The organism is Streptomyces roseirectus, assembly GCF_014489635.1.
Lineage (GTDB): Bacteria > Actinomycetota > Actinomycetes > Streptomycetales > Streptomycetaceae > Streptomyces > Streptomyces roseirectus.
Genome location: NZ_CP060828.1, coordinates 9,935,545 through 9,947,447, shown reverse-complemented (window position 1 = coordinate 9,947,447; position 11,903 = coordinate 9,935,545). Strand labels below are relative to the sequence as shown.

The following is an 11,903-nucleotide window of genomic DNA, read 5'->3' as shown; positions in this document are numbered from 1 at the left end:
ACGTAGACGAGTTCGGTGGGCACGGTGTCGGCGCCGGTGAGACGGATGGGGGCGTCGGCCAGGTGCAGCCAGCGGTTGGCTTCCTCGGCGAGGCGGGGGCCGAAACGGAAGGAGCGGGACAGGGCGAGCTGGGTGCCGTCGAAGCCGACCATGACGTCTAGGGTGATATTACAAATTCAAACCCCATAGGGCCGCTCTCGACTGTCTGGCCGGCCTGAGCGGCGATACGGCGCAGCCATATGTGGGCCGGTTCCCGCTCATGGAGGGGATGCCACCACAGGGACTCCACCAAGTGGCCGATCTCGAAGGCGGGTTGGACGACGGTGATCGGTTGTCCGGAGAGGGTTGGGATCGCGACCCGTTCGGGCATCAGGCCGATCCGGTCGGTCCCCGCGACCAGGTGGGGAATGGCCAGGAAGTTCTCCGTGACGATCTCCGCGTGCGGTTCGATGCCCTCGGCGTGCAGGCGGTTCAGGGGGGAGAAGACCGGCGACGGGTGGCGGTAGGGCAGCACCCAAGGGCGTTCGGCCAGTTCCTCCCGCCCGAGGACGGCCGGGGCGCGGTCGGCGGACATCACGCACACCCAACGGTCCTTGTACAGGTCGAAGGTGGGGATGTTCGACAGGATGCCCTGGGGCAGGACGAGGGCGTCCACCGTGCGCAGGTTGTCCAGCGCCTGCTGCACGACCCGTTCGGTGCTGTGCTGGAAGCGCAGCCGCACGTTCGGCGCGGCGGTGCGGACCAGGTCGGCCAAGGCCCGCCCGAACGTGGGCAGTTGGCAGTCGGCCATGATCACGGTGAACTCGTGCCGGGCCTGCGCGGGATCGAAGTCGGGGCGCGTCTGGAGGACCCGGTCCGCCCAGTTCAGGGCCTGCTCGGTGTGTTCCACCAGTCGTTCTGCCAGAGGGGTCAGTTCGTAGCTGTTGCCCGCTCTGACGAGGAGTTCGTCGCCGTAGTGCCGGCGCAGCCGGGCCAGGGCTGCGCTCAGCGAGGGCTGGCTCAGACCGAGCCGTTGAGCGGCCCGCGTCACACTGCGCTCCTGGAGGAGCGCGTCCAGCGGCGGCAGCAGGTTGAGGTCCAGAGTCACGGCACCCACCTCGAATGATCATCAGCTCTGTCTATGTCGAGCATAGGTGATTTCGGCTTCCCTGATCCCAGTCCGGACGCGAGAGTGGTGGCACGGTTCGGCGGGACCTCATGTCAGAGACGAACCGCCGCCACGTCAGAACGTTCGTACCTCGGGCCTGCACCGATCGATGCAGGTGTTCCGAGCCCGTCAAGGAGGCGACAATGCCGTCGTTCCATGTCCTGATCGCCGGCGGAGGCATCGGAGGGCTCTGTCTGGCGCAGGGTCTTCGCCGCGCGGGCATCAGCTGCACCGTCCACGAGAGCGCGCCGGGCATCGGGCGGGCCGGCTACCGCCTGCACATGAACGGCGCGGGTGGCCGCGCTCTCCAGCAGTGCTTGCCGGACAACCTCTTCGAGCTGTACATGCAGACCTCGCGCGAGACGCCGCGCCGTGAGGTCATGGTCATGCTCGACCACCAGGCCCGCGAACTGGGCGCCCGTCCCCACATCGGCCCGCCCAACGACCCGCGGCGGCCCCACACAGCGGTCAACAGGCGCACGCTGCGCCAGATCATGGGCCTGGGCCTGGAGGACATCGTCCGCTACGACAGCACCGTCACCGGCTTCGAGACGGACGGCGAGAAGGTGCGGGTGCTGCTCGACGACGGCACGAGCGAGACCGGGGACGTACTGGTGGGCGCCGACGGCATCAACTCCGTCGTGCGCAGGCAGTTGCTGCCCGACGTTGCGGTCGTGGACACCGGAATGCGCGGCCTGTACTCCACCGCACCGCTGACCGACGATCTGGCAGCGAGCCTGCCCGAGGCACTGTTCGACGGTTTCGCCGTCACCACGGGGCCGAACGGCGCGATGTTCGCGTACGGCGTGTACCGGCCGCGCAGGCCGGTCGCCGAGGCGGTGGCCGAACTGGCGCCCGGCGCCGCCGTCGATCCCGTCGATCCCTACATCATGGTCAACCTCGGCCTTCCGCCCGGCAGCCCTGTCGCCGCCGAGGCTCCCGACCTGTGGCACAGCTCCGCCGAAACCCTGCACGCGCTGATGCGCACCGCGGTACGGGGCTGGGACCCCGCCCTGGCCGGTCTCGTCGAGCACGTCGACGCGTCGACGATCTTCCCGGTGTCCACGCGTCACCTGCAGCCGGCAGACCCCTGGCCGGCCGGCCGTGTCACCCTGCTCGGTGACGCGATCCACGCCATGCCTCCCTCGTTCGGCTCCGGCGCCAACACGGCACTGCGCGACGCCGCGGCTCTCGCGCGGGCCCTGGAGCGCGCCGCCCACGGTGACACACCCGTGGCGGAGGCCGTGGCCGAGTACGAGACCGAGATGCGCGCCGAGGTCTTCCCCATCCTGCGCGCCTCGGCCGACCCACGGGCCGCCGACATCGACTTCCTGCCCGACGACCTCCCTGTCAGCCACACCTGATCGCCGACTTCCCGACACGGTCCGCACCACGAGGAGAACCATGCCCGTCACCGAAGACATCGAGTTCCGAGTGTCGGAACTGACCCTGCGGGGCAAACTGTTCCGCCCGACCGACGGCCCTCAACGCCCTCCACTCGCCATCCTCCAGGGCGGCCTGGGCGGTCCCGCGGAATCCATGTTCGCCATGGCCCGGGGCTTCACCGACGCCGGTCTGGCCTGCCTGGTCTACGACCACCGCAACACCGGCTACAGCGACGGCGAACCCCGTCAGCAGTTCGATCCCTGGCAGCAGTGCCGGGACCTGCGCGACGTCATCACCCATCTGACCCTGCGCGAGGACATCGACCACGACCGCATCGCCCTGTGGGGCATCAGCATCGGTGGCGCCAACTCCCTCTTCACGGCCGCCACCGACCGCCGGGTCAAAGCGGTCGTCAGCATCATCCCCCCGGTCAGCGGATGGAGCGCGCGCACCCTCCAACCGGCCGACACACTCGCGGAGCTGGAAGCCCTCATCCCCGCCGACCGTCAGGCCCAGCTGCGCGGCGAGCCGGCCGCGAGTATCCGCCTGCACGGCGTCCCGGAACCCGGGGACCCGGTCATGTTCAGCGACCAGGAGGGTCTGGAGTTCGTCGAGAACATGATCCACCAGCTGCCCAGCTTCCGGAACGAGATCACCATCTCGACCCTCGACCGCATCTTCGAGATGGAGGTGCGCGCCTACGCCGACCGCATCACCGCCCCGGTCCTGATGATCCTCGCCTCCAAGGACACCGTCGCCCCCGTCGAGGAGGCCCGCGAGATGTACGGGCGGATCCCCGACCCGAAGGAGGTCATCGAGTACCCGGGCCAGCACTACGAGATCCTCTCGAACCACTTCTCCGAGATCATCACGCGCAGCGCCGACTGGCTGGCCGCCACCCTGCGCGGCTGACCACCGCCGCGTCCGCTCCCGTCCGGTCCGCCGGAGCCCGCGTGGCCCGGCGGACCGCCCTCATCCCCCGACCACACAGAGAGGTGTCGTCGATGCGTCTGCTCGGACTTTCCCGCGGGCAGGAGGACGGCAGTGCCGAGGTACCGCTGAAGGCCGCGCTCACCGCGGCCGCGCGCGAGGGGACAGCCGTCGAGATGGTACGGCTGACCGACATGTCCCTGGTGACCGCCGCCACCGCGGACGCCGGGGACGACGCGGCCTGGTTCTGCGACCGGCTGCTCGACGCGGACGGCGTGATCGTCAGCTCCCCCACCTACACCCGCAGCGCACCGGGCGCGTTGAAGCTCCTCATCGACCGCGCCTTCGGTCCGCGCACGGACGTGGTCTTCGTCCGTGAAGCCCTCGCCCGCCGCGAACACGGCCCGGCCGAGCAGAAGGAGACGCACGGCCTTCTGGGCGTCGACACGGCCCCCGACCCGCGGGTCCTCAAACCGCGCGTGGCCGGCTTCATCGCCGTGGGCGGCTGCCCGTCACCCCACTGGCGCACCCTGACGCTGCCCACTCTGCACGCCCTGGCCTTCCCCCTGCACATGGCCGTCGCCGACCAGATGGAAGTCCCTACCCCCGGCGGCCTGGGCGGCATAGCCACCGACCCGGCAGCTGTGCTGCGCGCCGAGCGGCTGGGCGGCGCGGTCGCCCGGCAGCTCGGTCTGCCCCACGACGAGGTCCGGTTCCTGGGGAAGCCCGGCACCGTCCTGCACCCACTACCAGGACATCCACTCCGCGATCCCGCTGACGCTCACTCGCTGCCACCCCACCGCCCACTCCCAACAGCGCGCCGGTGCGCACCCGCGCGAAGGTGGCGTACTGCTTGTCCAGGACAGGCACCGCGACCACACCAGTGACGTTGGTACTGCACAACGCCAGCACGAGCGATCCGGCGAAGGCGTACTCGCGGTGTCCGGGACCAGCGAGGACGCCCGCGAGCGTCGTGAAGAACAGGATCTGCAGGACCCCACGCGGCAGAGTCGCGCCGAGCAGGCCGGCAGGCGTCTGGAGCGCGCGGTACTCCAGCCAGCCCATACGAGCCGCCTCAGCCGCCCGCCAGGCCGGCAAGACACGGGCCGGGGCAACGCCCCACATCACCCCCGGGATGCATTAGAATACGTTCGTAAGATAACGGGTTGGGGATCAGCGGGCGAGCGATCCTCCTGGCGAGCGGGGAACGCATGGCGCGCTACGCGAAAGAGCACAAGCAGGAGACCAGGCGGCGGATCATCGAGACGGCCGGCCGCCGGTTCAAGCGCGACGGCATCGACGGTTCGGGCGTCGCCACGCTCATGTCCGACGCGGGTCTCACCAACGGTGCCTTCTACGCGCACTTCACCTCCAAGGACGACCTGGTCGCCCACGCGGTCGCCGATCAGCTGCACACCCAGTACGCGGATCTCTGCGCGCAGGCGGCGCCGGGCTTCGCCGGGCTGGAGCAGATGGTGCGCCAGTACCTGTCCCCCGAGCACCGCGACAACCCCGACGACCTCTGCCCCTCCGCCGCCCTGCTCGACGAGATCGGCCGCTCGCCGGAGGCCGTCAGGCAGGCGTACACCACCAACGTGCTGGTCCTGATCGACGAGATCGCTGCCCGCTTCACCCCCGCCAACCCGGCCTCGGCGCGCGTGAAGGCACTCAGCCTCCTCGGCCAGCTGGCCGGAACCCTCCAGCTCTCGCGAGCCCTCACCGACCCAGAGCTCTCCGACCAGCTGCTCGAACAGGGCGTCCAGAACGCTCTCGCCCTGATCGGCACCGATCAGCACAGCTGACGGACCACGCCATGCGGCGCCTCCGACGTAGACGGAGGCGCCGTTTCCGTTGAAACCACTCCGGCTCCTCGCACCCCCTTGGAATTATCTTACGCCCATAATATTATGGACGTAAGATAACGCTCCGCCGATCTGTCGGCGTCGAGCCCCAGGTTCTGAACAAGGACGTTCAGGGAGGCGTAATGGCAGGGAACGGGCGAAGAAGCTCGATAGCGGGGAACGTGGCCCTCGTGACCGGCGGCGCACGGGGGCTGGGTGCCGCGACAGCCCGGCGCCTGGCCGACGGGGGCGCCCGGGTCTTCGTGGCCGACCTCCACAAGCCGAGCGTCGACCGGGCCGTCGACGAGCGAATCACCGTGCTGCAGGGGGATGTCACCGACCTCGCGGACATGTCCGGAGTCGTCGAGAACGTGGTGGAGCAAGCCGGCCGCCTCGACATCGTGATCGCCAACGCCGGAGTGGCGGCCCGGGGAGCGACACTGCGGGCTTCGTCGCCCGCCGCGATCAATCAGCTCTTCGACGTCAATGTGCGCGGTGTGCTCAACACCGTCCACGCAGGGCTGCCGCACATCATCAAGAACAAGGGACGCCTCGTCCTGCTGTCGTCGGTATTCGCCTACATCAACGGCACCGGGACGATCCCCTACGCCATGAGCAAGGCCGCCGTCGAGCAGCTGGGCCGGGGGCTGCGGGTCGAGCTCGCCGCCCATGAAGTCAGCGTCACGACCGCCTACTTCGCCATGATCAATACCGACATGATCCGGCAGAGCATCGACGAGGACCCCGCGGCGCAGGCACTGCTGAACGGTCTGCCGAGGGTGCTCCACAAGCGCATCAGCCCCGAGCAGGCAGCGAGCGCCATCGTCACCGGCCTACGTCGCCGGGACGCCCGCGTCGTCCGCCCCCGCCGCTGGGCCACGGCCTCACTGCTGCGCGGGGTCCTGGCTCCCGCCATGGACTCCCGCCTGGCCGGCGACGCCAAGGTCCGGAACATCATCGCGAGCCTTGACGCCCGCGACGGCGAAGACCTGCTGACTTCCTGAGCCCGCGAGGCACTCCCGCCCCGGCCTGATCACAAGCGGCGTCGCCGTCGACGCCGGTCGGTCGCCCCGGGCCCACCAAAGCAGCACGGACAGAAATGAGGCACCCGTGCACGCCCTCCCTTTCCAGTCAGCCGCCGACCAGTTGAGCGCGCTGGCCTCGGGTGAGATCTCCAGCGAGGAACTGCTCGACATCTACCTGAGCCGGATCGACACCCACAACGCAACGCTGAACGCGATCGTCACCCTCGACGTCGCTCGGGCGCGGCGTGATGCCAGGAACGCGGATGCGAAACGTGCGAGTGGGGCGGAACTCGGGCCCCTTCACGGCCTGCCCATCACGCTCAAGGACAGCTACGAGACCGCCGGGCTGCGTACGTCCTGCGGACGGCCGGATCTCAAGGACTACGTCCCCGATCAGGACGCCGAGGCGGTACGGCGGCTGCGTGCCGCGGGTGCGGTGATCATCGGCAAGACCAACATGCCCCCGGGAAACCAGGACGTCCAGGCGGACAACCCGCTGTTCGGGCCGACGCTGAACCCGTGGAACACCGACCGCACGTCGGGAGGTTCCGCCGGTGGTGGCGCCGTGGCGACGGCCGCGGGGCTGGCCGCCCTCGACTTCGGCTCGGAGATCGGCGGCTCGACCCGGATTCCGTCGCACTTCAACGGCCTGTACGGACACAAGGCGACCTGGCGGTCCATTCCGCTCATCGGCCATGTGCCGGGCGGTCCGGGTGTGGGGCGGTGGGGGGAGCTTGACCTCGCCTGCGCGGGAGCCCAGGTACGGGAGGCACGTGATCTCGTCCCGGTCCTCCAGGCCACCGTGGGGCCACCCGAGCGCGACGGCGGCTTCAGCTACACCCTCGCCCCGCCCCGGGCGAGCACGCTCGGTGACTTCCGGGTCGCGGTGTGGGCCGAGGACGCGCTGTCTCCCGTCGACCGCGATGTCGAAGCCGCGGTCGAGGACGCCCTGAGCGCCCTCAAGGCGTCCGGCGCGAAGGTCGAGGTGCAGCCCTCCCGCCTCCCCGTCGACATGGCCACCAGTCATGACGTCTTCCTGCGCCTGCTCTTCGGCGCGTTCACCTACGACCGGTCCGGCCTGACGCCCGCCTCCAACGCCGCGCTCCTCGCGCGCATCGTCCAACGCCCGCGCGGGGAAGCGCTGTACGCGTTGCGAGGCACCTTCCAGTCGCACTACAGCTGGCTCCAGGCGGACGTCGTACGCCAAGAACTGCGGCAGCGATGGACCGAGTTCTTCCGGGACTTCGACGTCGTCCTGATGCCGGTCGCGCCGACTGCGGCACCGCCTCATCACCACAAGCTGATCGACAGGTTCGGGCGCCGGATCCAGGTCGAAGGGAAGTCCCGCCCCTACTGGGACCAGGTCAAGTGGAGCGCCATCGCCAACGTGGCCGGCTCCCCCGCGACAACGATCCCGGTCCGCTCGGGCCGGGACGGTCTGCCGATCGGGCTGCAGGCGATGGGACCCAGCGGCGGCGACCTCACCACGATCAAGTTCGCCGAGCTCCTCGGCCAGGAGCTTGAGGGCTACCGGCCCCCTCCGGCCTTCGTCTGACGATCCGTCGCCCCGTACGGCTCTGAACCCGACCTGCCCGCAACACCGGCTCGCCACCGATCACACCCAAGGAAAACCTCTCCATGAACACGCTGGACACCCCCCTCACGCTCCCGAACGGCCAGGTGCTCCCCAACCGTCTGATGAAGTCCGCGTTGAGCGAGTCGCTGGGCGACAAGAACAACGCGCCGGACGAGCGGCTCAGCCGTCTGTACTCGACGTGGGGGCGCGGCGGGTACGGCCTCATGATCACCGGAAACGTCATGGTCGACCGCTCCCAGCTCGGTGAGCCGGGCAACATCGTCATCGAGGACGAGCGCGATCTCGACGCGATCTCGCGCTGGACCAAGACCGCCCGGGACACCGCCGTTCCGATCTGGGCCCAGCTGAACCACCCCGGACGGCAGGCGAACCCCCTGGCGCTCGGGCACACACCGGTGGCACCCAGCCCGATCGCTCCGAACCTCCCCGGCGCCAGGACCCCGCGCGAGCTCCGCCCCGCAGAGATCGAGGGGCTCATCGAGCGCTTCGCCCGGGCCGCGGCCGTGTGCGAGCGGGCCGGATTCAGTGGCGTACAGGTGCAGGCGGCGCACGGGTATCTCATCTCGCAGTTCCTGTCTCCCCTGTCGAACCGGCGCACCGACAACTGGGGCGGCGACTTCGAACGACGGATGCGTTTCTGCCTCGAAGTCGTACGGCGCATCCGCGCCCGTGTCACCCCCAGCTTCGCGGTGGGCATCAAGCTCAACTCCGCGGACTTCCAGCGCGGCGGATTCAGCGAGGACGAGTCCCGGGCCGTACTCGCAGCGCTTGCCCACGAGGGCGTCGACCTCATCGAGGTCAGCGGCGGCAGCTACGAGTCCATGGCCATGAGCGGCTCGGCGGCTGCCAGCACCAGGGCGCGCGAGGCGTACTTCCTGGAGTACGCCCGCACCGTCCGCGAAGTCGTGGGCGACATCCCGATCACCGTCACCGGTGGTTTCCGCACCCGCGACGCCATGCAGCGAGCCGTGCAGGCCGACGAATGCGACGTGATTGGCATCGGCCGACCGGCCATCACCACACCGGACGCTGCCCGCCTCATCCTCGAAGGGCGCGCCGAGACGCTCACGGCGCACCAGATGCGCTATGGCATGAGGAGCCTGCTGAGCCGGGTCACCGACCTCAAGGCACTCGACGGCGTGCTGGACCTGAGCTGGCACACCGACCAGATACACCGCCTCGGCAGCGGCAAGCACCCCGATCTGAGCCGCGGCGCGCTCGCCACGACCATCGCGATGGTGCGGCGAAACGGAAGCACCTCCTTCCGCTCCAAGCGCGGCGGCTGATCACGATCCCCCAACCACGGGCGCCCGCACCGACGCTGAGCCCCTACCCGCCGTACCCGGAGACCCGACAGACCACTGCCGACAGGCAAGTCACCCCGAGACGTTCTGACTTCACGACAACCATCTCCCAGCAGCAGGAGCGCAACGATGCACACTCCAAGCCGGAACGTATCCGGGCTACTGAGCGATTCCGTGGCCCGCTTTCCCGAGCGCACGGCCATCGTCTTCGGTGAAGACCGGATCACGTACGCCGAACTCGACTCGGCGGTGAACCGGGTGGCCAATCTGCTGGTCGCGCGCGGCGTGCAGCCGGGAGACAAGGTGGCGCTGTCGTGCCCGAACCTGCCGCAGTTCACGGTCATCTACTTCGGGATCCTCAAGGCCGGCGCGGCCGTGGTGCCGCTCAACGTGCTGCTGAAGGCCCGTGAGGTGGCCTATCACCTGGGCGACTCCGACACGAAGGCGTACTTCGCGTTCGAGGGGACACCGGAGCTCCCGATGGGCAAGGAGGCACGGGAGGGCTTTGAGGACACCGAGGGATGCACCGAGTTCTTCCTGATCGGTGACGGATCCTCCTTGCCCGGCATCGGGCCGCATCAGCTGTACGGGCCCGCCGTCGCCGCTCAGTCCGGATCGTTCGCGACGGTCGAGCGCGATGACGAGGACACCGCGGTCATCCTCTACACCTCCGGCACCACCGGTCGGCCCAAGGGCGCGGAGTTGAGACACCGGAACGTGTACGACAACGTGCGCGCCGACGTCGATCTGTTCGAGGCCGACGCCGAGCGCCCCGACACGTACCTGTGCGTCCTGCCGCTGTTCCACGCCTTCGGTCAGGTCGTGATCCAGAACGGTGCCATAGCCTTCGGCGGCACGCTCGTCCTCCAGCCCCGGTTCGAGGCGCGGGCGACGCTGCAGCTGATGCTGGACCATGACGTCACGTTCTTCGGCGGTGTCCCGACCATGTACTGGGGGCTTCTCGGGGCTCTGGGCGACGGCGTTGACGTCGCCCGGCTGGCCTCGAACCTCCGCGTCGCGGTGTCCGGCGGTTCGGCGCTCCCCGGCGAAATTCACCAGCAGTTCAAGGACCGCTTCGGCGTGACCATCCTCGAAGGCTACGGCCTCTCGGAGACCTCCCCGGTCGCCTCCTTCGCCAGGTTCGGGGAGGAACCCCGCGTCGGATCGATCGGAGTACCCATCCCCGGCGTGGAGATGAAGCTCGTCAACCGCGACGGGTCCGACCTCAAGGGCGACCCCGACGCGATCGGCGAGATCGCGATCAAGGGCCACAACGTCATGAAGGGCTACTACAAGCGCCCCGACGCCACGGCGGAGGCCGTCCGCGACGGATGGTTCCGCTCCGGCGACCTGGCCCGCAGGGACGAGGACGGCTTCTACTACATCGTCGACCGCTCCAAGGACATGATCATCCGGGGTGGCTTCAACGTCTATCCACGCGAACTCGAAGAAGTCCTCATGGGGCACCCCGCGGTCTCGCTGGCGGCCGTCATCGGCATCCCCCACGACAGCCACGGCGAGGAGATCAAGGCGGTCGTCGTGAAGCACGCGGGAGACACCACGACGGAAGCGGAACTCGTCGCCTGGGGCAGGGAACAGTTCGCCGCCTACAAGTACCCGCGCATCGTCGAGTTCGTGGACCAGATGCCCATGACATCCACCGGCAAGATCCTCAAGCGCGAACTCGCCCCTTCGGCCGGCACGGCGCAGCAGGAGGTGACCCGATGACGGCCCTGGCGTCAGGAACGAAGACGGGGCGGATGGCCCTCGCCGGCAAGCGTGTGCTCGTCACGGGCGCCGCACGCGGACTCGGCCTCGAACTGGCGACGGTCCTTGCCGCCCGCGGTGCGAGACTCTCGCTCGTCGGCCTCGAACCCGACCTCTTGCAGGCCGCCGCCGACGCGCTCGGCCCCGGCCACGTGTGGTTCGCCGCCGACGTCACCGACCAAACGGCACTGGACGACGCGGTGAAAGGAACGGTCGCGGCGCTCGGCGGCATCGACGCAGTCGTCCCGAACGCCGGGATCGCCAATGTGGGCACCCTTGCCGGAGGCCCGGTGAATGCCCATGTCCGGACCATCGACGTCAACGTGAACGGCACGATCCGCACGGTGAGCGCGTGCCTGCCGCACCTGATCGAGAGCCGCGGTTACGCACTGCTCATCGCGTCGGTCGGCTCGTTCAGCATGTTCCCCGGACTCGGCACCTACTGCGCGTCCAAGGCAGCGGTCGAGCACCTGGCCAACGCGCTGCGCCTCGAACTGGCCCACACGGGCGTCCGGGTGGGCAGCGCCCATCCCGCGTTCCTGAACACCGACCTCGTGCGCGACAGCGACGCCACCAGCCGGGCGTTCAGCGCCGCGCGCCGCCGCCTGCGCGGCCCACTCAACTCGACGTATTCCCCGAGGCAGTGCGCGCAGGCTCTGGCCGACGGGATCGCGAAGCGCAAGCGCCGCGTCTACGTCCCGCGCTCACTCGCGGTGATGCAGGCTCTGCGCCCGCTCGTCCTCAGCCCGCTGGGCGACGCGGTTCTCAAACGGCAACTGCGTACGCCGGAATACATCCCGGCGCTTGAGGACGAGGTCACCGCTCTCGGACGCGCCTTCGGTGCCAAGTCCGTCGAGAACAAGGAGAAGCGAGCCCTCTGACGCCCGAAGCCCCCGCCCGCAAGGT

At 69.3% G+C, this 11,903-nt stretch carries 10 protein-coding genes and 1 pseudogene; 9 read left to right on the top strand and 2 right to left on the bottom strand.

Annotation, left to right across the window (positions count from 1 at the left end; translation table 11 throughout):
* Together IAG44_RS44140 and IAG44_RS42900 are read right to left on the bottom strand one after the other, a co-directional pair.
* A pseudogene (locus tag IAG44_RS44140) lies at positions 1 to 158 on the bottom strand (DNA helicase); the annotation flags it as partial.
* On the bottom strand, positions 158 to 1,087 hold the full coding sequence (locus IAG44_RS42900) for a LysR family transcriptional regulator (RefSeq protein ID WP_246563344.1): 930 nt from the start codon (positions 1,085 to 1,087) through the stop codon (positions 158 to 160). The gene IAG44_RS42900 and the pseudogene IAG44_RS44140, both read right to left, overlap by 1 nt.
* Positions 1,088 to 1,290: 203 nt before the next feature.
* Between IAG44_RS42900 and IAG44_RS42895 the strand changes: the two genes are divergently transcribed.
* From IAG44_RS42895 to IAG44_RS42855, 9 genes are all read left to right on the top strand, one after another.
* Positions 1,291 to 2,511 carry an FAD-dependent oxidoreductase gene (locus tag IAG44_RS42895; RefSeq protein WP_187752409.1) on the top strand — a complete coding sequence of 407 codons (1,221 nt, stop codon included), beginning with the start codon at positions 1,291 to 1,293 and terminating at the stop codon, positions 2,509 to 2,511.
* 40 nt (positions 2,512 to 2,551) lie between these two features.
* Complete coding sequence (locus IAG44_RS42890) at positions 2,552 to 3,445, top strand: alpha/beta hydrolase (protein WP_187752408.1); 894 nt, start codon at positions 2,552 to 2,554, stop codon at positions 3,443 to 3,445.
* A 92-nt stretch (positions 3,446 to 3,537) separates the two neighbouring features.
* A complete protein-coding gene (locus tag IAG44_RS42885; protein WP_246563330.1) occupies positions 3,538 to 4,350 on the top strand; it encodes a flavodoxin family protein in 813 nt (270 codons plus the stop codon).
* A gap of 324 nt (positions 4,351 to 4,674) precedes the next feature.
* Entirely contained in the window at positions 4,675 to 5,265 is a 591-nt protein-coding gene (locus IAG44_RS42880) for a TetR/AcrR family transcriptional regulator (RefSeq protein ID WP_187753134.1), read from the top strand.
* Positions 5,266 to 5,495: 230 nt separating this feature from the next.
* Positions 5,496 to 6,308, top strand: a complete 813-nt coding sequence (locus IAG44_RS42875; protein ID WP_223006855.1) for an SDR family NAD(P)-dependent oxidoreductase — start codon at positions 5,496 to 5,498, stop codon at positions 6,306 to 6,308.
* A gap of 106 nt (positions 6,309 to 6,414) precedes the next feature.
* Positions 6,415 to 7,884 (top strand): amidase, encoded by a 1,470-nt coding sequence (locus tag IAG44_RS42870; protein WP_187752407.1) that lies wholly within the window; start codon positions 6,415 to 6,417, stop codon positions 7,882 to 7,884.
* Positions 7,885 to 7,967: 83 nt separating this feature from the next.
* Positions 7,968 to 9,212 carry an NADH:flavin oxidoreductase/NADH oxidase family protein gene (locus IAG44_RS42865; RefSeq protein ID WP_187752406.1) on the top strand — a complete coding sequence of 415 codons (1,245 nt, stop codon included), beginning with the start codon at positions 7,968 to 7,970 and terminating at the stop codon, positions 9,210 to 9,212.
* A 192-nt stretch (positions 9,213 to 9,404) separates the two neighbouring features.
* A complete protein-coding gene (locus tag IAG44_RS42860) occupies positions 9,405 to 10,958 on the top strand; it encodes a long-chain-fatty-acid--CoA ligase (RefSeq protein ID WP_343075765.1) in 1,554 nt (517 codons plus the stop codon).
* Positions 10,955 to 11,878 carry an SDR family oxidoreductase gene (locus IAG44_RS42855; protein ID WP_187752404.1) on the top strand — a complete coding sequence of 308 codons (924 nt, stop codon included), beginning with the start codon at positions 10,955 to 10,957 and terminating at the stop codon, positions 11,876 to 11,878. Before IAG44_RS42860 ends, IAG44_RS42855 begins: the two co-directional genes overlap by 4 nt.
* The last annotated feature ends 25 nt before the right edge of the window (positions 11,879 to 11,903 follow it).